22 protein-coding genes, 1 tRNA gene and 1 pseudogene are annotated in these 21,793 nt (G+C 71.2%); 16 read left to right on the top strand and 8 right to left on the bottom strand.

Going from position 1 to position 21,793, the window contains the following annotated elements; translation table 11 throughout:
* A pseudogene (locus FV227_RS15870) lies at nucleotides 1-239 on the top strand (porin family protein); the annotation flags it as partial.
* Nucleotides 240-453: 214 nt separating this feature from the next.
* Nucleotides 454-1,200, top strand: coding sequence for a DUF2076 domain-containing protein (locus tag FV227_RS15865; RefSeq protein WP_147728242.1), 747 nt, complete (start codon nucleotides 454-456; stop codon nucleotides 1,198-1,200).
* A gap of 121 nt (nucleotides 1,201-1,321) precedes the next feature.
* Here the strand turns inward: FV227_RS15865 and FV227_RS15860 are convergent, their stop codons facing one another.
* Nucleotides 1,322-2,083 (bottom strand): L,D-transpeptidase, encoded by a 762-nt coding sequence (locus FV227_RS15860; RefSeq protein WP_147728241.1) that lies wholly within the window; start codon nucleotides 2,081-2,083, stop codon nucleotides 1,322-1,324.
* 246 nt (nucleotides 2,084-2,329) lie between these two features.
* Between FV227_RS15860 and FV227_RS15855 the strand changes: the two genes are divergently transcribed.
* The 4 genes from FV227_RS15855 to moaD all read left to right on the top strand — a co-directional run bounded on the left by FV227_RS15855 (nucleotide 2,330) and on the right by moaD (nucleotide 6,211).
* Nucleotides 2,330-3,058, top strand: a complete 729-nt coding sequence (locus FV227_RS15855) for a chemotaxis protein (RefSeq protein ID WP_147728240.1) — start codon at nucleotides 2,330-2,332, stop codon at nucleotides 3,056-3,058.
* A 75-nt stretch (nucleotides 3,059-3,133) separates the two neighbouring features.
* Nucleotides 3,134-5,203: an excinuclease ABC subunit UvrC gene (gene uvrC / locus FV227_RS15850; RefSeq protein WP_147728239.1), complete on the top strand. Its 2,070-nt coding sequence runs from the start codon at nucleotides 3,134-3,136 to the stop codon at nucleotides 5,201-5,203.
* A 72-nt stretch (nucleotides 5,204-5,275) separates the two neighbouring features.
* Entirely contained in the window at nucleotides 5,276-5,875 is a 600-nt protein-coding gene (gene pgsA / locus FV227_RS15845; protein ID WP_147728243.1) for a CDP-diacylglycerol--glycerol-3-phosphate 3-phosphatidyltransferase, read from the top strand.
* Nucleotides 5,876-5,959: 84 nt separating this feature from the next.
* The gene (moaD, locus tag FV227_RS15840) at nucleotides 5,960-6,211 is read left to right on the top strand and encodes a molybdopterin converting factor subunit 1 (protein ID WP_147728238.1); all 252 of its coding nucleotides are present in this window, start codon (nucleotides 5,960-5,962) and stop codon (nucleotides 6,209-6,211) included.
* Nucleotides 6,212-6,251: 40 nt separating this feature from the next.
* Here the strand turns inward: moaD and cmk are convergent, their stop codons facing one another.
* Complete coding sequence (gene cmk / locus FV227_RS15835) at nucleotides 6,252-6,899, bottom strand: (d)CMP kinase (RefSeq protein WP_147859422.1); 648 nt, start codon at nucleotides 6,897-6,899, stop codon at nucleotides 6,252-6,254.
* A 5-nt stretch (nucleotides 6,900-6,904) separates the two neighbouring features.
* Complete coding sequence (aroA, locus tag FV227_RS15830) at nucleotides 6,905-8,254, bottom strand: 3-phosphoshikimate 1-carboxyvinyltransferase (RefSeq protein ID WP_147859421.1); 1,350 nt, start codon at nucleotides 8,252-8,254, stop codon at nucleotides 6,905-6,907.
* A gap of 342 nt (nucleotides 8,255-8,596) precedes the next feature.
* On the opposite strand from aroA, the gene FV227_RS15825 reads away from it, so the two are divergent.
* A tRNA-Ala gene (locus tag FV227_RS15825) sits at nucleotides 8,597-8,672 on the top strand.
* A gap of 372 nt (nucleotides 8,673-9,044) precedes the next feature.
* Entirely contained in the window at nucleotides 9,045-9,263 is a 219-nt protein-coding gene (locus FV227_RS15820) for a hypothetical protein (protein ID WP_147729226.1), read from the top strand.
* 39 nt (nucleotides 9,264-9,302) lie between these two features.
* Here the strand turns inward: FV227_RS15820 and pcaD are convergent, their stop codons facing one another.
* Nucleotides 9,303-10,076: a 3-oxoadipate enol-lactonase gene (gene pcaD / locus FV227_RS15815; RefSeq protein ID WP_147859420.1), complete on the bottom strand. Its 774-nt coding sequence runs from the start codon at nucleotides 10,074-10,076 to the stop codon at nucleotides 9,303-9,305.
* A gap of 1 nt (nucleotide 10,077) precedes the next feature.
* A complete protein-coding gene (locus tag FV227_RS15810; RefSeq protein WP_147859419.1) occupies nucleotides 10,078-10,923 on the bottom strand; it encodes a 3-keto-5-aminohexanoate cleavage protein in 846 nt (281 codons plus the stop codon).
* Between the two features lie 177 nt (nucleotides 10,924-11,100).
* Between FV227_RS15810 and aroQ the strand changes: the two genes are divergently transcribed.
* The 3 genes from aroQ to FV227_RS15795 all read left to right on the top strand — a co-directional run bounded on the left by aroQ (nucleotide 11,101) and on the right by FV227_RS15795 (nucleotide 12,771).
* A complete protein-coding gene (aroQ, locus tag FV227_RS15805; RefSeq protein WP_147726847.1) occupies nucleotides 11,101-11,556 on the top strand; it encodes a type II 3-dehydroquinate dehydratase in 456 nt (151 codons plus the stop codon).
* A 140-nt stretch (nucleotides 11,557-11,696) separates the two neighbouring features.
* On the top strand, nucleotides 11,697-12,251 hold the full coding sequence (locus FV227_RS15800) for a hypothetical protein (protein WP_147726845.1): 555 nt from the start codon (nucleotides 11,697-11,699) through the stop codon (nucleotides 12,249-12,251).
* Between the two features lie 88 nt (nucleotides 12,252-12,339).
* A complete protein-coding gene (locus FV227_RS15795; RefSeq protein ID WP_147726843.1) occupies nucleotides 12,340-12,771 on the top strand; it encodes a DUF2147 domain-containing protein in 432 nt (143 codons plus the stop codon).
* A 4-nt stretch (nucleotides 12,772-12,775) separates the two neighbouring features.
* Here FV227_RS15795 and alaS read toward each other — a convergent pair whose 3' ends face one another.
* Nucleotides 12,776-15,454, bottom strand: coding sequence for an alanine--tRNA ligase (gene alaS / locus FV227_RS15790; RefSeq protein WP_147726841.1), 2,679 nt, complete (start codon nucleotides 15,452-15,454; stop codon nucleotides 12,776-12,778).
* 279 nt (nucleotides 15,455-15,733) lie between these two features.
* Here alaS and FV227_RS15785 point away from each other — a divergent pair, with 279 nt between their 5' ends.
* The 5 genes from FV227_RS15785 (at nucleotide 15,734) to FV227_RS15765 (ending at nucleotide 20,453) form a co-directional block, all read left to right on the top strand.
* Nucleotides 15,734-16,930, top strand: coding sequence for a transglycosylase SLT domain-containing protein (locus FV227_RS15785; protein WP_147726839.1), 1,197 nt, complete (start codon nucleotides 15,734-15,736; stop codon nucleotides 16,928-16,930).
* Nucleotides 16,931-17,160: 230 nt separating this feature from the next.
* The gene (locus tag FV227_RS15780) at nucleotides 17,161-17,694 is read left to right on the top strand and encodes a response regulator (protein ID WP_147726851.1); all 534 of its coding nucleotides are present in this window, start codon (nucleotides 17,161-17,163) and stop codon (nucleotides 17,692-17,694) included.
* A gap of 161 nt (nucleotides 17,695-17,855) precedes the next feature.
* Nucleotides 17,856-18,755 carry a transglutaminase family protein gene (locus tag FV227_RS15775; protein WP_147726837.1) on the top strand — a complete coding sequence of 300 codons (900 nt, stop codon included), beginning with the start codon at nucleotides 17,856-17,858 and terminating at the stop codon, nucleotides 18,753-18,755.
* Nucleotides 18,756-18,823: 68 nt separating this feature from the next.
* Nucleotides 18,824-19,642 (top strand): transglutaminase family protein, encoded by an 819-nt coding sequence (locus tag FV227_RS15770; protein ID WP_147726835.1) that lies wholly within the window; start codon nucleotides 18,824-18,826, stop codon nucleotides 19,640-19,642.
* Nucleotides 19,643-19,781: 139 nt separating this feature from the next.
* Nucleotides 19,782-20,453, top strand: coding sequence for a L,D-transpeptidase (locus FV227_RS15765; RefSeq protein WP_147726833.1), 672 nt, complete (start codon nucleotides 19,782-19,784; stop codon nucleotides 20,451-20,453).
* A 214-nt stretch (nucleotides 20,454-20,667) separates the two neighbouring features.
* Here the strand turns inward: FV227_RS15765 and FV227_RS15760 are convergent, their stop codons facing one another.
* Together FV227_RS15760 and FV227_RS15755 are read right to left on the bottom strand one after the other, a co-directional pair.
* Complete coding sequence (locus FV227_RS15760; protein ID WP_147726831.1) at nucleotides 20,668-21,000, bottom strand: hypothetical protein; 333 nt, start codon at nucleotides 20,998-21,000, stop codon at nucleotides 20,668-20,670.
* Between the two features lie 163 nt (nucleotides 21,001-21,163).
* On the bottom strand, nucleotides 21,164-21,652 hold the full coding sequence (locus tag FV227_RS15755; RefSeq protein ID WP_147726829.1) for a phasin: 489 nt from the start codon (nucleotides 21,650-21,652) through the stop codon (nucleotides 21,164-21,166).
* Nucleotides 21,653-21,793: the final 141 nt, after the last annotated feature.

Below are 21,793 nucleotides of genomic sequence, written 5' to 3'. Positions count from 1 at the left end.
CGACCGACTCGTTCCTGAACTTCTTCCGCTCCTCGGCCGTGACGCTGAAGGTGGAAGGCCTGTACGTGAACCTCGACCAGGGCGGCCGCAACAACGGCGCCTTCGCCTCCAACTCGACCGGCACCGTGACCCTGACCTCGCCGGGCGTGACCGTCGTGCAGAGCGGCCTGAACCGCAACAACAGCACCGAGTTCGCCGTCGTGCGCGCCGGCCTGAACTACAAGTTCGGCTCGTACTAGGACCTGCCGGATCCGCCGCAGCTCGCCCAGAGCCGCGGTTCGACCCGACCCGAGAAGCCCGGCCGAAAGGCCGGGCTTTTTTCGTCGTCGGATCGCATCGTCCAACGGTGAAGATTTCTTCGCCGCCCCTGACAAACCTCGGGCGTGCTCCCCATCTTGGAACCGGTCCATGCGGCGCACGATGCCGCGGGTTCGATTCGAGGAGGACGACTCCATGAACAGCGAAGAACGCGACGTCATCTCCGGCATCTTCCAGCGGCTCGAGCAGGCGTCCAGCCAGCCCCGCGACGCGGATGCCGAGCGCTTCATTGCCGACAAGCTCAGGGCCCAGCCCTATGCGCCCTACGCGATGGCGCAGCTGATCTACGTGCAGGAAGAGGCGATCAAGAGCCTCAACCAGCAGCTCGAGCAGGCCCGCCAGCAACAGGCGCAGCCGCAATCCTCGGGTGGCGGCGGGTTCCTGTCGAGCATCTTCGGCGGCGGTTCGCAGCGCCAGGATCCGCAGCCGCAGCAGCGGGCGGGCGGCGCCTGGGGCAACCAGGGCGGCGCGCCGCAGGGCTACCCGCAGCAAGGGTATCCGCAGCAGGGCTACCCGCAACAGGGGTATCCGCAGGGCGGTCCGCAGCAGGGCGGCCCGTGGGGCGGCCAGCAGCAGGCGCCGGCTCGCGGCGGCGGCTTCATGGCCACGGCCTTGCCGATGGCGGCCGGCGCGGCCGGCGGCATGCTGCTCGGCAGCGCCCTCTCGAACGCCTTCGCCGGCGGCCATTCGAGCCTCGGCAGCGCGGCGGCGGCCGGCCTCGGCGGCGGCACGACGGTCGAGAACAACTACTTCGGCTCGGACGCCGGCGGCACCCAGGATTTCGGTGCGCCCCTCGGCGGCGGGAGCGACACCGCCTTCGACGGCGGCAACGACGACTTCGCCGGCGATCTGGGTGGCGGCGACGACAGCGACTGGGCCTGATCGCGCGGCCCGATCCGGGCGCGGCCCGCTCGGATCGGGCCGGATGACATGCGTCCGACGACGTCGAAGGCTCGGGTCGCTCCTCTCGGCGATCCGAGCCTTCCTGCGTTCGATCCCGCGGTCACATCACCTCGACGCGCGTCCCCACCGGCACGCGTTCGTAGAGGTCGACCACGTCGTCGTTCATCATTCGGATGCAGCCGGACGACACGTTCTGGCCGATCGTGTGCGGCTCGTTGGTGCCGTGGATGCGATAGAGCGACGAGCCGAGATAGAGCGCCCGCGCGCCGAGCGGATTGCCGGGGCCGCCTTCCATGTGGCGCGGCAGGTCCGGCCGGCGCGCCAGCATCTCCGGCGGCGGCGTCCAGCCCGGCCACTCCGCCTTGCGGCTGACGGTCTTGAGACCCGACCAGGCGAAGCCCGGCCGCCCGACGCCGATGCCGTAGCGCATCGCCCGGCCGCCGGGTTGGACGAGGTAGAGATACTTCGACGGCGTATCGATCACGATCGTGCCCGGGCGCTGGGGACCGGAGAACGCGACCTCCTGCCGGGCGTAGCGCGGATCCGGCGCGCGGGCGATGCGGTCGCTCTCCGCAGGTGGGTCGGCCTGGGCGGGCAGGCCCTGAGGCAGCGCTGCGTAGGCTCGCGATGCGACGCCATAGGGTTCGATCGGATCGCCGGATTGTGCCGACGCGCCTGCGTAACCCGGCCGGGCCACCGCAACGGGGCGGGCACCGCCGCGCGGGGCGACGCCGCCGGTGACAAGGTATTCGATCAGGCCGCCGCCGTATCCGTCGGGCTCGGCATAGCGCGCCTGCGCCTGGACCGCCCCCGACCAGACGGATGCGGCAAGCGCCGCCCCCACGCACCAACTCGTCCGCATCGCCGCACTCCCGCACCACGGCCGGGCTCGATGCCGGCCGTCATGGTTGAGAGGGTCGGACCGGGACGCGCGACATTCGATGAAGGAACGTGGTGAATCGGTCGCGGACGGGCTTCGCTGCCCCGGTCGTCACGAAGCAACGTGAATCGACTGTAAATCCGACCGAATGCTTTCGATCTTCAGCAAACTGCAACCGTTCCCGGTCCTAGATCGGATCCGGGTTTCCAAGACGGCCGGTTCGAACCTATGACTCACAAGCGCTACCGCATCGAGGACAGCCTCGGCCTCGCGCCCGCGGCGGGGACGACGATGTCCAGTGCCGGGCCCGTGGAGGGCGGGGCGCGCCTCGACGAGATCCTCTCGGCGATCCAGGACCTGCGCCGCATCACCCAGTCGAGCGCCGGCGAGACCATCGAGGCGTGCCGCCGCGAGCTGTCCGAAGCCTTGGCGATGCGCTCCGAGCTCGACGTGATGAAGGCGGCGATCACCAACACCCGCGACGAGATCGCGGCTCTGTATCACTCCGAGTCCAACGGCAAGGGCATGCGCCGCGCCGCCGACGAGCTGGGCGCCGTGGTCGGGTCGACCGAGCGCGCGACGTCGACGCTGCTCACCGCGCTGGAGGAGATCGAGGCGAGCGCCAACATCCTGCGGGCCGGCAATCTCGGCAAGGGCGGCCAGGACAAGGTCGACGTCATCCTCGACCGCGTCATCGTTGCCTACGAGGCCTGCAATTTCCAGGACCTGACCGGCCAGCGCATCAGCAAGATCGTCAACGTCCTGAGCTTCGTCGAATCCCACCTCGACCGCATGATCGCCGCCTGGAACGGCCTCGACGGGTTCCGCGACGTGTTCTCCGCCGGCCCCGCCGCCGTCGTCGATCCGGACGACGAGCGCTCGCTCCTGAACGGCCCGAAGCTCGACGAGGATCCGGGCCACGTCGACCAGTCCGACATCGACGCGCTGTTCGGCTGAGGGCCGAGGTCCGCCGGCACGCCTTTGCGCATCGCGCCCCTTCCCTCGCCAGTTTCGCGGGCTTAGATCACGGCGATGAGCCGGAGAGTCCCGTCAGGTCGCGCCACCGAGGATCTGCCCCAGGAGGCCTTCGACGACGAGGCTTTCGACGAGGAGCGGGACGAGGCCGAGCCGGCGCAGGCCGACGAGGCGCCCGAGATCGACTTCGATTTCGAGCCCGGCGCCGTCGAGGCCGGCACGGAGGTGATCCGCCGGTTCTGGACGACGCTGCCCTCCGGGCCCGGCGTCTACCGGATGTTCGATGCCAAGGGCGACGTGCTCTACGTCGGCAAGGCGAAGAACCTGAAGGCCCGGGTCGGCTCCTACGCCCGCGGGCAGGCGCATTCCAACCGCATCGCGCGGATGATCTCGCAGACGGCGGCGATGGAGTTCGTCACCACCGCCACCGAGACCGAGGCGCTGCTGCTCGAGGCGAACCTGATCAAGCAGCTGAAGCCGCGCTTCAACGTGCTGATGCGGGACGACAAGTCGTTCCCCTACATCCTCGTCACCGCCGACGGCCCGGCACCGCAGATCGTCAAGCATCGTGGCGCCCGCCGCCGCAAGGGCAGCTATTACGGCCCCTTCGCCAGCGTCTGGGCGGTGAACCGCACCGTGAACGCCCTGCAGCGGGCCTTCCTGCTGCGCACCTGCACCGACAGCTACTACGAGAACCGCACCCGGCCCTGCCTGCTGTTCCAGATCAAGCGCTGCTCCGGCCCCTGCACCGGCGAGATCGCGCTGGAGGATTATGCCGGCATGGCCGACTCGGCCAAGAACTTCCTCGCCGGGAAGTCCAACGCGGTGAAGGACCGGATGCGCACCGAGATGCAGGCGGCCTCCGACGCGATGGAGTTCGAGCGTGCGGCCCGCTTCCGCGATCGGATCAGCGCGCTCTCGGCGATCCAGGGCGTGCAGGGCGTCAACACGCAAGGGGTCGAGGAGGCCGACGTGTTCGCCCTCGACGAGCAGGCCGGGCAGTTCTGCATCGAGGTGTTCTTCTTCCGCAACTTCCAGAACTGGGGCAACCGCGCCTACTTCCCCAAGGCCGACCGCTCGATGACCCCGGACGAGGTGCTGGGCTCGTTCATCGGCCAGTTCTACGACACGATGCCGGCGCCCCGGCTGGTGCTGACGAGCCACGCGGTCGAGGATGCGGAGCTGGTCGCCGCCGCGCTCTCCAGCCAGGTCGCCTACCGGGTCGAGCTGCACCAGCCCCAGCGCGGCGAGCGCAAGGCGCTCGTCGACTACGCCCAGCGCAACGCCAAGGAGGCGCTCGGCCGCCGGCTCGCCGACACCGCGTCGCAGGGCAAGCTGCTGGTGGCGCTGGGCCAGGCCTTCGCCCTCGAGAAGACGCCGCGGCGGATCGAGGTCTATGACAACTCCCACATCATGGGCACCAACGCGGTCGGCGGCATGGTCGTCGCCGGCCCGTCCGGCTTCATGAAGACGCACTACCGCACCTTCAACATCAAGTCGGAGGAACTGACGCCCGGCGACGATTACGGGATGATGCGCGAGGTGCTGCAGCGCCGCTTCAAGCGCCTGGTGAAGGAGGCGCCGCGCACCGTCGCCGAAGCCGCCTTCGCCGCGACCGAGGGCGGTCCGGCGGAGCCGGTGGCCGAGGCGCCCGAGGATGCCGACGCGTTCCCCGCCTGGCCCGACCTCGTGCTCATCGACGGCGGCAAGGGCCAGCTCGACGCCGCGCGCAAGGCGCTGGAGGAGATCGGCGTCGCCGACGTGGCACTGGTCGGCATCGCCAAGGGGCGCGACCGGGATGCCGGCCGCGAGACCTTCTTCATCCCCGGCCGGCCGGCGTTCAAGCTGCCGCCGCGCGATCCCACGCTCTACTTCGTGCAGCGCCTGCGCGACGAGGCGCACCGCTTCGCCATCGGCACCCACCGGGCCAAGCGCAAGCGCGAGCTGGTGCGCAACCCGCTCGACGAGATCGCCGGCATCGGCCCGAGCCGCAAGCGCGCGCTCCTGCACCAGTTCGGCACCGTGAAGGCGATCGAGCGGGCGGCCTACGAGGACCTCGCCAAGACGCCCGGCGTGAACGCCGCCACCGCGCGCGCCGTCTACGACTTCTTCCATGCGGGCGGCTGACGCATGAGCGACGGCATCGGCGACGCATCGGAACGGTTGACGCTCAGGCAGGCGCATGATTTCACCGGCCCGATGAACGCCGTCCTCCCCCGACGCCGGTCGCAGGCCTGGACGCTCGCGAACTGCCTGACCTACGGCCGCCTCGTCGCCGTCCCGGTGATGGTCGCGCTGCTGTTCTGGCCCGACGCGATCACCATGCGCTTCACGGCGCTGGCGGTGTTCGTGCTCGCCGCGATCACCGACTACCTCGACGGCTACGTCGCCCGCACCTACGCACAGAGCTCGGCGCTCGGCCGGATGCTCGATCCGATCGCCGACAAGCTGCTGGTCGCCGCCTGCCTGCTGATGCTGGTGGCCGACCGCACCATCGTCGGCGCCTCCGTCTGGGCGGCGATCGTGATCCTGTGCCGCGAGGTGCTGGTCTCGGGCCTGCGCGAGTACCTCGCCGAGCTGAAGGTCGGCGTGCCCGTGAGCAAGGTCGCAAAGTGGAAGACCACGGTGCAGCTCGTGGCGCTGGGCTTCCTCGTCGCGGGGCCGGCCGGCGAGACGATCCTGCACGGCACCGAGCGGATCGGCCTCGTCCTGCTCTGGCTCGCCGCCGCCCTGACGCTGTGGACCGGCTGGGACTACATGCGCGCCGGCATCAAGCACGTGATCGACGATCCGCGATAGGGTGATCCCGCCAGGCTGCCTCGCCCGCTGCGGCAGAGGGAGAAGCGACCTCGTGCATCGGGTGCGACCCGAGGAAACCGAACCATGAAGCTCGTCTATTTCGCCTGGGTGCGCGAGCGCGTCGGACGCCCCGAGGAGACCGTGACGCCGCCGGCGGAGGTCGCGACGGTGGGCGACTTGATCGGCTGGCTCAAGGGGCGGGGCGAGGAATACGCCCACGCCTTCGAGAAGGACGGCGTGGTCCGCGCCGCGATCGACAAGGTCCACGCCAAGCCCGACGCACCGATCGCGGGCGCGCGGGAGATCGCGTTCTTCCCACCGATGACCGGCGGCTAGGACCTACGCAGGGCGAGCGCCACCACCGCCCCGGTCATCGTCACTGCGCGCGGGCGCGGTCGACCACCGCGCGGGCGGCGGCGAAGGCCTCGTCGGCGTCGAGATGGGTGGTGTCGAGCCGTACCGCGTCGTCGGCCGCCCTGAGCGGCGCCGTGCTCCGCGCCGCGTCCCGGGCGTCCCGCGCCTCGATGTCGGCGAGGATGGCGGCCAGCGTCGTCGTCTCGCCGCGGCTCTCGAGCTCGCGGTGGCGGCGGCGGGCGCGTTCGGCGGCGTCGGCGGTGATGAACAGCTTCACGCGCGCGTCCGGGCACACCACCGTGCCGATGTCGCGCCCGTCGAGCACCGCGCCGGCGCTGGTGCCGGCGAAGCGCTGCTGCCACGCGAGCAGGGCCGCGCGCACCGCCGGCACCGCCGAGATGCGCGAGGCCGCCTCCCCCATCGCCCGGTCGCGCAGGCGCGGGTCGGCGAGGCGGTCGGCGATCAGGCCCTCGGCCGCCCGCGCCGCGGCGGCCTCGTCGTCGAGGGAAGCGCCGGCGTCGAGCAGGGTCAGCGCGACGCCGCGATAGAGCAGGCCGGTGTCGAGGTGGGGCAGGCCGTAGTGCCGGGCGAGGCGCTGGGCGAGCGTGCCCTTGCCGGAGGCGGCCGGGCCGTCGATGGCGATGACCATGGCTGTCGGGTTGTCGGGCATCGGGCCTATTCCCCGATCCCGGCGCCGAGCGCCTGCATCGTCGGCAGGAAGCTCGGGAAGCTCGTGGCGATCATCGCGCCGTCGTCGATGGTGACCGGCTCGGCGGTGGCCAGCCCCATCACGAGGAACGCCATGGCGATGCGGTGGTCGAGATGGGTCGCGACCGTGCCGCCCCCGGGCGGCGCGGCGCCGTCGCCGTGGACGAGGAGGTCGTCGCCCTCGATCAGGTGGGCGACGCCGTTGGCCTTGAGCCCGGCGGCGACCGCGGCGAGGCGATCCGATTCCTTGACCCGCAACTCGTGCAGGCCGTTCATCCGCGTGGTGCCCTGGGCGAAGGCGGCGGCGACCGCAAGCACCGGGTACTCGTCGATCATCGCCGGCGCCCGCTCGGCCGGCACGTCGACGCCCTTGAGGCGGCTCGCGCGCACGCGCAGATCGGCGACGGTCTCGCCGCCCTCCTCGCGCTCGCGCAGGCGCTCGATGTCGGCGCCCATCTCGATGAGCGTCGTGATCAGCCCGGTGCGCAGCGGATTCATCATCACGCCCTCGATCGTGATCTCGGAGCCCGGCACGATCAGCGCCGCCACCAGCGGGAAGGCGGCCGACGACGGGTCGGCCGGCACCACCACCTCGGTGCCGCGCAGCGTCGGCTGGCCGGTGAGCGCGACCGCGCGGCCGTGGCCGTCCGGCCCGTGCGGGGTGACGGAGACCTCGGCGCCGAACAGGCGCAGCATCCGCTCGGTGTGGTCGCGGGTGGCCGCGGCCTCGATCACCGTGGTGGTGCCCGGGGCGTTGAGGCCGGCGAGGAGCACCGCGGACTTGATCTGCGCCGAGGCGGCCGGCGTCTCGTAGCGGATCGGGATCGCCTCGCGCGGGCCGCGCAGCGTCAGCGGCACGCGGCCGCCCTCGGCCTCCGCGAGCACCTGGGTGCCCATCAGCCGGAGCGGATCGAGGATGCGGCGCATCGGCCGGCTGCGCAGGGAAGCGTCGCCGTCGAAGGTCGCCGTGACCGGCTGGCCGCCGACGACGCCCATCATCAGCCGCGAGCCGGTGCCGGCATTGCCGAAGTCGAGGGTCTCGGCCGGATCGGACAGGCCGCCGATGCCGACGCCGCGCACCACCCAGCGTCCCTCCCCCAGGCGCTCCATGGAGGCGCCGAGCGCGCGGGCCGCGGCCGCGGTGCGCAGCACGTCGTCGCCCTCCAGCAGGCCCTCCACCCGCGTCTCGCCGATGGAGAGCAGGCCGAGGATCATCGCGCGGTGCGAGATCGACTTGTCGCCCGGCGGCCGCAGCCGTCCGCGCAGGGGTGCGCCGGGCGCGGCGGAAAGCGGGGTCGGCTCGGAATCGTGCGACACGGGCGGTCAACTTCGCGAGGGATCCGGGCCGGGGCCGCGGGATCGCCGGAGGAGGCGCTGAGGCGCCGAAAAGCCGGTGCGACGCGTGGCGCCGCGCGGGAACATGGGGCGGTCGGTTATCACGCGCGCCGCGATCCGTCATCCGAGCTGCGGCGCCGATCCGACGGTCCGCCGCCGCCCTGGACGCATCGAATGTCGCCGGCGAACGATCGCCGATCGCTTTTCCGCAAAAAGGGGGTTGAGTCCGATCCGAGGCCCGCCTATAGAACCGCCCTCGCCGGACGGCATCGCCGGGCCAGCGAGACACCAGCGCGGACCTCCAGAGCCGCGGTGGACGAGAGTGGGGCCTTAGCTCAGCTGGGAGAGCGCTTCCATGGCATGGAAGAGGTCATCGGTTCGATCCCGTTAGGCTCCACCACTCTCCCTCTCAGACGCGGATGCGGTTGTCCGAGAGGGGTTCGGCATGGACGATGTTCCATCGCTGCCTCATACGATCTTGTACCGACATCCCGTACGATAGGCAGGCCGCCGCCACGTCTGCGACCGAGACCAGGAACGGTTTCTATCTGCCGTCGAACGGCGCGGTTTTCAGAAGAATCTGCCGTTACGGGCTGCCGTCGGGTTCGCCGACGCTGGTGACTGCATCACGCGCGGATGACGTCGCGTGCCCATTGTCGACCGATCGCATCGACCCTCACGGCTCGCGTCGACGGTCGTCGCGCGAGGGAGGCCGGAACCGAACCGCCGATCGCGACCTTACATCTTCAATCACTGGTTGTGTGAGGCTGTGATGGTTGCGATCGTGGTGGCGGCGGTCTTCGGCGCGGGACTGTCGATCCTGCTCCTGGCCAAGTTCGGCCTCCTCATGGCGCTGCTGGCGATCCCCCTCGGCGGGAGCACCGCGGGCATGGCGGCCGCGCTCGGCCTCGCCGCGGCGCGCGATCGGCGCCCGCCGAACCGGATCGGCCGGAGACCTGCGATGGCGCGGCCCGTCACCATCGTCCGCTGACGCCGCAGCTCGCACCGCGACGCCGCTTTCGGCTGGCGCCTACCGGTGCCGGTCGAGGAACTGCGCGAGGTAGGCGCCGGCCGCGTCCGGCCGCTCGACGGCGAGGAGGTGGGCGGCGTGCGGCAGCGTCACCAGTTCCGCCTGGGGGATGCCCCGGCAGATCTCCTCGGCCATCGCGGGCGGCGTCGCGGTGTCCTCGCGGCCGGCGACGACCAGCGTCGGGGCGGTGATGGCCGGCAGACGCGGGCGCAGGTCCATGCGCCCGATCGCGCCGCAGCAGACCGCGTAGCCGGCCGCATCGCAGGCCGTGAACGCCGTGCGGATCGGCGCGATCACCTCCGGATGCCGTTCGGAGAAGCCCGGCGTGAACCAGCGGCCGAGGGTCGCCGCGACGATCGCCTGCGGTCCCGCCTCGCGCACCGTCGCGGCGCGCGCGTTCCAGCTCGCTTCGCTCGGCATGTGGGCGGCCGTCGCCATCAGGGTCAGGCTCGCCACGCGGTCGGGCGCGGCGCTCGCCAGCGCCTGCATCGTCATGCCGCCGAGCGACAGGCCGACGGCGTGGATGCGGACGATGCCGAGCCCATCGAGCAGCGCGAGCAGGTCGCCGGCGAGATCGTCGATCTCGGCCGGCGCGTCCCGCGTCGCCGAGCCGCCATGGCCGCGGGTGTCGTAGCGCAGGATGCGGTAACGGTCGGCTAGGTGCGGCACCACCGCGTCCCACATGGCGAGCGTCGTCCCGAGCGAGTTGGAGAACGCCACCACCGGTGCGTCCTCCGGGCCGGTGAGGATGTGGTTCAGAGGCTGGTGAGCCATTTCAAGCCGCCAGCCCGAGGGCGGCGCGGGCCTCGGCCGGTGTCGCCGGCCGGCGGCCGTGGCGGCGCACCGCCTCGGCGGCGAGCCCGACGAGCTCGGCGTTGCTCGCGGCGAGCCGGTCCTTGGCGATGCGGATGTTGTCCTCGAGCCCGGTGCGCACCGCATCGGCGCCGCGCGCCAGCGCCCACTCCATCACCACCGCCTGGTTGCGGCCGATCCCGGCTGCCGTCCAGGTCGCCCCGGGCAGGATGCGCCGGGTCTCGGCCAGCAGGATGTCGAGCAGGTGCTCGTCGGCCGGCATCGCGTTCTGGACGCCCATCACGAACTGCACGTGCGGCCGCGCGTCGATCAGGCCGGCCTCGACGAGGCGGCGGGCGCCGTGGAGGTGCGACAGGTCGAAGATCTCGATCTCCGGCCGCACGCCGAAGCGCGTCATCTGCGTGGCGAGGTCGGTGACGAGGGCGGCCGGATTCTCGTAGACGATGGTCGGGAAGTTGACCGAACCGGTCGAGAGCGAGGCCATGTCCGGCCGGTGCTGCAGCGAGAGACCCCGGCTCGCCGGGTCGCGCCCGCGCCCGCCGGTGGAGAACTGCACCACGAGGCCGGGGCAATGCTTGCGTAGGCCCTCCTGCACGGCGGCGAAGCGGTCGGGATCGGAGGACGGGGTCTCGTCGTCGTTGCGCACGTGGATGTGGGCCAGCGTCGCCCCCGCCTCGAAGGCCTGGTGCGTCGACTCGATCTGCTCGGCCACCGTCACGGGAAGCGCCGGGTTGTCCGCCTTGCGCGGCACCGAGCCGGTGATCGCCACGGCGATCACCACGGGCGCGCTGGTCTCGATCTGGCTCATGGCCCCTCCGTGGCTCGGCCGCGTCCTCACGCGATTCTCGCGGGATGTAGACCGCCGCGCCCGCGCGCAAAGCCCGGGGCGGAGACAGCGCCGCCGCTCTGTCGGCCCGCTTGATGCCGCGGCCGCGGCGGTTCATGGGTCGAGCGTCCGTGCGCGGGCCGCGCGAAGGAGGATGTCATGAGCCGTCTCGTCACCGTGCTGAACGGCCCGAACCTGAACCTCCTCGGCCGGCGCCAGCCGGAGATCTACGGCCACGAGACCCTGGCCGACGTCGAGGCCGCCTGCCGGGCGCTCGCCGGCGAGCTCGGGCTCGCGCTGCAGTTCCGGCAGTCGAATCACGAGGGCGCGCTGATCGACTGGATCCACGCGGCGCGGGACGAGGCCGCCGGCATCGTCATCAACCCGGCCGCCTTCACCCATACCTCGGTGGCGCTGCTCGACGCGCTCAACGCCTTCGACGGCCCGGTGATCGAGGTTCACATCTCGAACGTGCACAAGCGCGAGGCCTTCCGGCACCACTCCTACGTCTCGCTGCGCGCCGACGGCGTCATCGCCGGCCTCGGCACCGAGGGCTACGGCCTGGCGCTGCGCCGCGTCGCGACGTTGATCGGCCAAGCCGAAGCGGTGCGCTGATGCGGGACGGGGCGGTGGACCGGGCGGGCAGCGCGCACGCGGCGCATGGACGGTTCGGCCGCCGATGCCTATGGCGTAGCGCGAGCCCGCCTCCGTCGGTCCGGGCGCTCCTCCTGCTTGCGATGGCGATGTTCGGTTCGATGCGTCCCGTCTCGGCCGAACCGGTTCCGCCGCCCGAGGCGACGACGGGACTGATCGAGGCCCTCCAGGCCCGCATCCTGTCCGGCCACAGCGCGACCGCGGTGCTGGAGGCGTGGTGCGCCGAGCGCGGCCTGTCGGCCGAGCCGCACCTCGTCGCCCGCCGGGTCCCGGGGGCCGAGAAGCCCCTCGACGCGGCGCAACGCAAGCGTCTCGGCCTCGCGCCGGACGAGCCGGTCCGCTACCGGCGCGTCCGGCTCGCCTGCGGCGTCTACGTCCTGTCCGAGGCCGACAACTGGTACGTGCCGGGCCGGCTGACGCCCGCCATGAACGCGGCCCTGGACGAGACCGACGCGCCGTTCGGCCGGGTGGTGCGCCCGCTCGCGCCGACCCGCCGCAACGTCGCGCTCCGCCCGCTCCGCGATCCCGGCGCCCCCGCCCCGGGTCCGGACGACCCGCTGTTCGAGGTCGACGCGGTGCTCGCGACCGGGGCCGGCCTGCCGTTCTGCGAGGTCGCCGAAACCTATCTCGGGGCCGTGCTCGGGCGCGGACCTTAGCAGCCGCCGCTGCGTCTTGCGGGACTTCGGTGCGCACGGCTATTGCCGGGCCGATCGCCCGGACGGGCGGCACGCTCGGAGGATCCGCATGAGACCGGCAACTGTGTTCGCTCCCACCCTCTTCGCCGCCTGCCTCGTCGCGTCCTGCCTCGTCGGCAGCGGCGCGCAGGCGCAGAAGGCCGCCGACCCGGCCGGGATCTGGCTGACCGAGACCGGCGACTCGAAGGTGCGGCTGACGCGGTGCGGCGCCGGCTTCTGCGGCACCATCGTCAGCACCGCGGGCAAAGGCCTCGACGCCAACAACCCGGACCCGGCCCTGCGCACCCGCAGCGTCGTCGGCGTCCAGATCGTCAACGCCACGAGCCCGTCGGGCGACGGCTATTCCGGCACCCTCTACAACCCGAAGGACGGGAAGACCTATTCCGGCTCGCTCAAGATGACCGGCCCGAACGCGATCGAGGTCTCGGGCTGCGTGATGAGCGTCTTCTGCAAGCGCCAGACCTGGAAGCGGGTGGGCTGAGCCGTCAGCCCGCCGCCACCGCCGCGGTGATCGCGTCGAGGGCGGCCTTCGCGCCGGCGCCCTCCGGGCCGCCGGCCTGGGCCATGTCGCGGCGGCCGCCGCCGCCCTTGCCGCCGAGATGGCCTGCGCCGGCCCGCACCAGGGCGACGGCGTCGTAGCGCTCGGTGAGGTCCGGGGTGACGCCGACCACGAGGCCGGCCTTGCCGTCGGCGCCGACGCCGACGATGGCGACGATGCCGGAGCCGAGCTTCTGCTTGCCGGCATCGGCCAGGCTCTTAAGGTCGCGCATCTCGACGCCCTCGATCGCCCGCGCCATCAGCTTGACGCCGGCCACCTCGGTCGCCTCGTCGCCGCCTCCGGCGCTGCCGCCCATCGCCAGCTTCTTGCGCAGGTCCGAGACCTCGCGCTCCAGCCGGCGGCGATCCTCCAGCAGCCCGGAGAGCCGGTCGGACACCTCCGCCACCGGCGCCTTGAGCTGGGAGGCCAGCGCCCCGAGGGTGCGGCTCTCCTCGCCGCGGTGGCGGCGGGCGGCGTCGGCGGTCATCGCCTCGATGCGGCGCACCCCGGCGCCGACCGCGCTCTCGGCGAGGATCGTGATGGTGCCGATGTCGCCGGTGCGCGCGGCGTGCGTGCCGCCGCAGAGCTCGATCGAGAAGTTCGGCAGGCGGCCGCCCTCGATCTCCGTGCCGGCATCGTCCACCGGCCGGCCCATGGAGACGACGCGGACCTCGTCGCCGTACTTCTCGCCGAACAGCGCGCGCGCCCCGGACTCGATCGCCTCGTCCACCGCCATCAGCTTGGTCACCACCGGCACGTTCTGCAGCAGCACCGCGTTGGCGAGGTCCTCGACGCGGGCGAGCTCGGCCGCCTCGATCGGCTTCGGGTGGCTGATGTCGAAGCGCAGGCGCTCGGGGGAGACCAGCGAGCCCTTCTGCGCGACGTGGTCGCCGAGCACCTGCCGCAGGGCCTCGTGCAGCAGATGGGTGGCGGAATGGTTGGCGCGAATCGCGGCCCGGCGGGCGTGGTCGACCTTCAGCTCGACGGCCTGGCCGAGGCTCAGGGTGCCCGCCTCCACGGTGACGTGGTGGACGAACAGGTCGCCGAGCTTCTTCTCGGTGTTGGTCACGCGAGCCTTCAGCCCCGGCGCGGCGAGCGCGCCGGTGTCGCCGACCTGCCCGCCGGATTCGGCGTAGAACGGCGTCTGGTTGGCGATGAGCAGCCCGCTCTCACCGGCCTGCAGGGCCTGGACCTCGGCGCCGTCGCGCAGCAGCGCCGTCACGACGCCCTCGGCGCTCTCGGCCTCGTAGCCCAGGAACTCGGTGGCGCCGGTCCGGTCGCGCACCGAGAACCACACCGTCTCGGTGGCGGCCTCGCCCGAGCCCGACCACGCCGCGCGCGCCGCCTGCTTCTGGCGTTGCATCGCGAGGCCGAACGCCTCCGTGTCGACGCCGATGCCCCGGGCCTTCAGGGCGTCCTGCGTCAGGTCGAGGGGGAAACCGTAGGTGTCGTAGAGGGTGAAGGCGGTCTCCCCGGCGAGGTTCTGGCCGGCGGCGAGGTCGCGGGTCTCGGCGTCGAGGATCGCGAGGCCGCGCTCCAGGGTGCGGCGGAAGCGTGTCTCCTCGAGGCGCAGGGTCTCGGAGATCAGGCTCTCGGCCCGCACCAGCTCGGGGTAGGCCTGGCCCATCTCCCGCACCAGCGTCGGCACGAGGCGGAACATCGCCGGCTCGCGCGAGCCGAGCAGCTCGAGGTGGCGCATGGCGCGGCGCAGGATGCGGCGCAGCACGTAGCCGCGGCCCTCGTTGCCCGGCAGCACGCCGTCGGCGATCAGGAAGGAACCGGCGCGCAGGTGGTCGGCGATCACCCGGTAAGAGGCGACGTTCGCAGGCTCGGGCGGGCGGCCGACCGCGTGCGACACGGCATCGATCAGCGACCGGAACAGGTCGGTCTCGTAGTTCGAGGTCACGCCCTGGAGGATCGCGGCCATGCGCTCCAGGCCCATGCCGGTGTCGATCGACGGCCGCGGCAGGACCAGCCGGTTGCCCGGCTCGACCTGCTCGTACTGCATGAACACGAGGTTCCAGAACTCGAGGAAGCGGTCGCCGTCCTCGTCGGGCGAGCCGGGCGGGCCGCCGGCGAGCCCCGGGCCCTGGTCGATGAAGATCTCCGAGCACGGCCCGCAGGGGCCGGTGTCGCCCATCTGCCAGAAGTTGTCCGAGGTGCCGATGCGGATGATCTTGTCGTCGGAAAAGCCGGCGATCTTCTTCCAGAGCGTCGCCGCCTCGTCGTCGTCGGCATAGACCGTGACGAGGAGCCGGTCCGGCTTGAGGCCGAACTCCTTGGTGATCAGGGTCCAGGCCAGCTCGATCGCCTGCGGCTTGAAGTAGTCGCCGAAGGAGAAGTTGCCGAGCATCTCGAAGAAGGTGTGGTGGCGCGCGGTGTAGCCGACGTTGTCGAGGTCGTTGTGCTTGCCGCCGGCGCGGACGCATTTCTGCGCCGTCGTCGCCCGCACGTAGGGCCGCTTCTCGACGCCGGTGAAGACGTTCTTGAACTGCACCATGCCGGCGTTGGTGAACATCAACGTCGGGTCGTTCTTCGGCACCAGCGAGGACGACGGCACGATCGTGTGCCCCGCACCCGCGAAGTAGTCGAGGAAGGCCGACCGGATCTCGTTGACGCCGCTCATCGGATAACTCTGTGCTGGGCCGGGCTTTTTCGCGCGGCGACGCCCGGCCGTCCCGGGCCGTTCGTCGCGGATGCGCCCTCATACGGAGGGACGGGCGCCAAGTCACGGGCTCACATCGCGCCCCACCATCGCCGGAGGAACGGGTGATGGCCGGCCGGCCCCCGGAAACCGCCGGCACGACCGGAATGGTCCAGCCTCGGCCGTGTTGTCGCCACATCTGTCAAGCCAGATCGGGGGGTGGCGCCGCAATCGGCGCGAAACCGGGATTTTGGGACGCACATGCAGGGCCGCACCGTCGGAACGTCTCGCAAGGCCATCGCGTCCGGCTCCGCCGCCGCCGGCAAGGGCGCGTCCAAATCGGCGTCCACGGGCCGCTTCGGGGCGGGCGCCACCGACTGCATCACCCTTTCCGCCCCGGTCGGCCGCGGCCACGGCAGCCGTCCGGCGCTCGCCCGCTCCGTCCTGTCGATGTCGCTGTTCGCCGGCGCGCTGAGCGCGCTGCTGATCGGCTCGGGCGTCGAGCTCGGCAAGATCGGCCTGGAGAATGCGGTGTCCTCGGCCCAGGCCGCCACCGAGATCCCGATGCCCCGCCCCCGCATCCAGGTGAGCGCGCTGCCGCCCGTCGTCGCCGAGCCGCCGGTGGTGCTGCGCGCCTCCTCGGCCTTCGCCGCGGTCCACGATCTCGACACCGAGCTCGGGTCCAACGCGGTCGACCGGGTCTCCTACGACTTCCTGCTCTCGGAGAGCGCCGGCGGCGACCCGAACGACGTGCTCGAGTTCGGGCCGATGAAGATCCGCCGCCACATCGTCCAGACCATCGTCCGCGCCGCCCAGGCCGTGCAGACCGACCCGGTGCTGCTGATGGCGGTGGCCGACAAGGAGTCGAGCTTCATCACCGCCGTGCAGGCCAAGACCTCCTCGGCCACCGGCCTTTACCAGTTCATTGAGCGGACCTGGCTCGGCTGCGTGCGCGACTTCGGCGCCAAGTACGGGATGGAGAAGGAGGCGGCGCTGATCGTCGCCGATTCCAACGACCGGCCGACGGTGACGGACGCCGCCGAGCGCACCCGGATCCTCGAGCTGCGCCGCGATCCCTACCTCTCGGCGCTTCTGGCGGGCGAGATGCTGAAGCGCGATGCCGCCCGCATCGCCCTGCGGATCGGGCGCGAGCTGTCTCTGGGCGAGGTTTACCTCGCCCACTTCCTCGGGCCGGACGATGCCGAATCGTTCCTCGCCCAGGTCGTCGATAAGCCCGGCGCCGCCGCGGCCAAGCTGCTTCCGGGCCCGGCGCGGGCCAACCGCTCGATCTTCTTCGCTTCCGAGCGCAACCGCCGCCGCAAGGCCGCGAGCCTGTCGGTCGCGCAGGTGCACGAGAAGTTCGAGGCGATGATGAGCGCCCGCGGCGCGCGCTACCGCGACGTCCGCGCCGTGTCGGGCGTGATGGCCTACGCCGACGCCGACGCGGCCGCCCGCTAGGATCGGCCGCCCCAGGTATCTCAGGCGCTCCAGGTATCGGGCGCCTCGGGGATCGGCCGTCCGCAAGGATCAAACGGCCGCCTGAATTGTGAAGCCGGCGCAACTGACTGCGCTTTCCCGACTTCTTTCTTCAAGCGACTCCGCATCCGCGGCCCGCGACGCGAAGACTTCGGGGGAAGTTCTTGACCAAACCGCTCCGACACCGGCCCATCGACACGCTGAGCCCCGACATACCCCTCGACCGGATCGGGGAGACGCTGGCGTCGTTCTACGACAGCCTCGTCGCCGAGGGCGTGCCGGAGCATCTGGCTGCGCTCGTGCGCAAGGTCCGGCAATCTGAATCTGACGGCGACGTTGCGAAGCCTGCGGCGCCCCCTGCCCCGCGGGCCGAGCGGATCGCCCTCGTCGTCGAGGACAATCCCCAGGTTCGCGGCCTCGCGGAGGCGCTGCTCGAGGAGACCGAGCTTTCGGTCGTCGGCTGCGACAGCGCCGAAGCGGCGCTCGCGGTGCTGCAGGCACGGGGCGGCGACGTCGCCCTGGTCTTCGCCGACGTGCGTCTGGCCGGCGAGATGGACGGCCTCCAGCTTGCCCATGCGGTCGCGACGCTGTGGCCGCGGGCGCGGCTCGTCATCACGTCGGGCCACTGCGTCGGCCGCCCCGAGATCCCGCCTGAGGCGGTGTTCATTCAGAAGCCGTGGCGCGCCTTCGACGTGCTGGTGGAGGCGGAACGGGCCGTCGGCGAGCCGGCACCGCCGATCCTCTGACGCCGGCCCTGCGCGCTACCCTTCGCGTCGACGGCATCGTCTGGCTCTGCATGGAACGCGGCATCGGCCGCTTCGATCGCCGTCCCGGACCGAAACGGGCATGTGGGCGTGAAATTTGCAGCACGGACGTCGCACCGGCGCATCCGCGGAGTGTTACGTCCTTGCCGATCCTATCCGTCCGGCACCTCACCGTGTACCGCTACCGCCGCCCGGTCTCCTTCGGCGAGCACCGGATCATGTTCCGCCCGCGGGACAGCTACGATCAGCGCCTGATCGAGGCGACCCTCGACATCGACCCGCTGCCGGCCAGCGTGCGCTGGATGTTCGACGTGTTCGGCAACTGCGTCGCGATCGCGAGCTTCGACACGCGCAGCGACACCCTGCGCTTCACCTGCGGCATCACCCTCGACCATACGCCCGAGCACGCCCCGGTCTTCCCGCTGGCGCCGCACGCGACCCACTACCCGTTCGGCTACGGCGTCGAGGACATGCCCGACCTGTCGCGCTCGATCGAGCGGCAATGGCCCGACACGCACCACGTGGTCGACGCCTGGGCGCGCAGCTTCATCCCGGCCGACGGCCGCATCCCGACGCAGGACCTGCTCGCCGACATGACCCGCGGCATCCGCCGCAACTTCACCTACCTCGCCCGCAGCGAGAAGGGCGTGCAGGACCCGGTGACGACGCTCCGCCTGAAGCGCGGATCGTGCCGCGACTTCGCGGTGCTGATGATGGAGGGCGTCCGCTCCCTCGGCATGGCGGCGCGCTTCGTCTCCGGCTACCTCTACAATCCGCGCAACGACCGCGACCGCCACGTCGGCGGCGGCTCGACCCATGCCTGGGTCGGCGTCTATCTTCCGGGGGCCGGCTGGATCGAGTTCGACCCGACCAACGGCATCGTCGGCAATCGCGACCTGATCCGCGTCGCCATCGCCCGCGACCCGCGGCAGGCGGTGCCGTTGCACGGGTCGTATTTCGGTCTGGCGAGCGACGACCTCGGCATGCGCGTCGACGTCGCCGTGACCGAGAAGCCGGCGCTGGAGCTCGCCCCCGCGCAATAGGGGTACCGACACGCCGGTGCGGGCATCATGAACGTATGCTTCGTTGAGGAAGGTTGGCAGGTGGCGCGATGAAGATCAGGACCGGTTTCGATATCGCCTTCGATTCGGCGCAGCCGATGCCGATGATCCTGATGCTCAGCGTCCACCCGTCGCGGCTGCCGGACCTGCTGTCGCCGCAGGCGATCGCCTTCGATCCGCCGATCCCCTGCCACCAGTACGAGGACGGCTTCGGCAACATCTGCCATCGCATCGTCGCGCCGCCCGGGCTGCTGACGATCTCGGCCGACTTCACGGTGCAGGATTCCGGGCAGCCCGACGCGTTCGTGCCGGATGCGCGGCAGATCCCGGTGCAGGACCTGCCCGACGAGGTCCTCGTCTACCTGCTGGGCTCGCGCTACTGCGACACCGACAAGCTCTCGCAGACCGCGTGGTCGTTGTTCGGCAGCACGCCGGAAGGTTGGGCGCGCGTCCAGGCGATCGTCGACTACACCCACGAGCGCATCCGCTTCGACTACATGCGCGCCGACGCCACCCGCAGCGCTCATGACGGCTTCATGCAGCGCGAGGGCGTGTGCCGCGACTTCGCGCACCTGGCCGTCACCTTCTGCCGCTGCATGAACATCCCGGCGCGTTACTGCACCGGCTATCTCGGCGACATCGGCGTTCCGAAGGATCCGGCGCCGATGGACTTCTCCGCCTGGTTCGAGGTCTACCTCGAAGGGCCGCAGGGCGGGTGCTGGTACACCTTCGACGCCCGCCACAACACGCCGCGCATCGGGCGGATCGTGATGGCGCGCGGGCGCGACGCCACCGACGTCGCGATCACCACCAACTTCGGCTACGCGCCCCTCGCCCGCTTCGACGTGCACACCGACGAGGTGGCGTGATCGCGCGCCCTCGATCGGCGCGACGACGTCTTCGCGGCTTACGTATTCCCACGCTCCTGAAATCTTCGCCGGCCCGTGGAACCCTCTGCCTATGCTCACGCTTGTAATAGCAAAGGTTACTGCACAGGTAGGCCACATCATGAAGACCTCAGCCACCGCTCTCGCCGCCCTCCTCGGACTCTCGATTGTTGCCAGCGTGCCGGCCATGGCCGCCTCGACCTACGATCCCTTCGGCACCGATGCCGGATACGAGGAAGATCAGTCCTACGGTTACCAGGGTACGCAGAGCCGTGACTATTACGGCCAGCGTCCCGTCTACGAGCCGGGCTACGGCCAGGGCGCGCAGGCCGCGCCGCAGGCGCAGGTCCAGCCGATCCAGCGCGAGATCGTGGCGTTCAACGGCAACTATGCTCCGGGCACGGTCGTCGTCTCGACCGCCGAGCGTCGCCTGTACTTCGTGATGCCCAACGGCGAGGCGATCCGCTACGGCGTCGGCGTCGGCCGTCCCGGCTTCACCTGGTCGGGCACCAAGACCGTGACCGCCAAGAAGGAGTGGCCGTCGTGGACGCCCCCGGCCGCGATGATCGCCCGCCGCCCCGACCTGCCGCGCTACATGGCCGGCGGCATCGAGAACCCGCTCGGCGCCCGCGCCATGTACATCGGCAACACCGAATACCGCATCCACGGCTCGAACGAGCCGGACACGATCGGCCAGGCCGTGTCCTCGGGTTGCATCCGGATGACCAACGACGACGTCACCGACCTCTACGAGCGCGTGAAGGTCGGCGCCAAGGTCGTGGTCCTGAACTGATCCGACAGCGCACCTGTCTGCGAAAACATGAGGGCCGCGTCATCCGAGAGGGTGGCGCGGCCCCTTCTCGTCTGAACATCTCGGCGCCGCTTCGCTCGGCTCAACGGGGCCGGGCCTTGCGCCGGCGATCCGGCGCAGCCGCCGATACGGAGACGCAGGAGGCGTCGGGCGCGCATTCGAGACCTCCGCCTCGCGGTGCGAAGGCGGTCGCGCGTCAGGGCACGACGCGGCCGACCGCCGTCTGCGGCTGGCTGAACGAGGCGATCGGCATGTCGCAGAAGCAGCGCGCGCCCAGCGGCCGCGGGCCCGGAAGCGGGCAGGAATAGGGCTGCGGGCCGGTCAAGCCCTGCTGGACCGCATCGCAGTTCAGGCCGACCGGGCGGGCCGGGACCGGCCGCTCGCGCCGCCGCGGGTAGACCGGGCGCTCGTCGTAGGCCGGGCGCTCGTCGTACCCGCGGGGCGGCACGTCGTAATACTGTGCGTCGGCGGCCTGCACGGCCAAGGTCGTGAGCAGGGCGGCGAGGCCGAGGCGTGTGATCTGTCGCATGGCATCCCTATCGGCGGAACGTCGGAACCCTGTTCGGGCCGATGCAGGCATGCTCGCGGAAACCCGGCGAAAACGAGACGGCCCGCCCCCGACGATCGGAGGCGGGCCGGTGAGCGATTGCCGGCGGCCCGCCCCCCGGAGGGGCGGGCATGGTTTGAAGGGCTCAGTGCGTCGCCTTGTTGGCGGCGTCCTGTGCATCGTGCGCCGCCTGCTTGGCGGCATCCGTGCCCTGCTCCATCGCCTTGCGGGCGTTGTCGGCACCTTCCTGCATCACGGACTTCGCGCGCTCGGCACCCTGCTGCATCGCGCTCTGGGCGAGACCGCCGAAATCCTTGGCCTGCGCCTGGATCGCGGCGAACTGGCTGCGCACGAACTCGGCCTGATGCTGCATCGCCTCCTGCACGTCCTTCGAGCGGACGAGCTTCTGGGCGAGGTCGAAGGCGGCGTTGACGTTCTGCTCGGCATACTCGAAGCCGCGGGCGGACACGTCCTTCACGCTGGTCCGGGTCGCCTCGGTGGATCCGGTCACGGTCTCCGCGGTGCGGCGTGCGGCGCCGATGAAGCTGTCGAAGGCCTTGCGGGCCTGGTCGACGCTCTTTTCGGCGAAATCGCGCATCTCGGTCGGGACTTCGTAGGTCGGGGGGGTGCTCATCGCTCGTCTCCTCTCACGTTGCCGGTTGATGCATCATTGTGCGCTGCACAATAACACAGGTATCATCGTACGCCACCCGGCGAGGCAGCATTAACGTTGATGCGAGGTAAACGTGTGACGGGCGCGAGAAAGGTCCAGCAC

The organism is Methylobacterium sp. WL119 (assembly GCF_008039875.1).
In the GTDB taxonomy this organism is placed as follows: Bacteria; Pseudomonadota; Alphaproteobacteria; order Rhizobiales; family Beijerinckiaceae; genus Methylobacterium.
The sequence above is the reverse complement of the archived record's forward strand: the minus strand, read 5'-3'. Positions and strand labels throughout refer to the sequence as shown.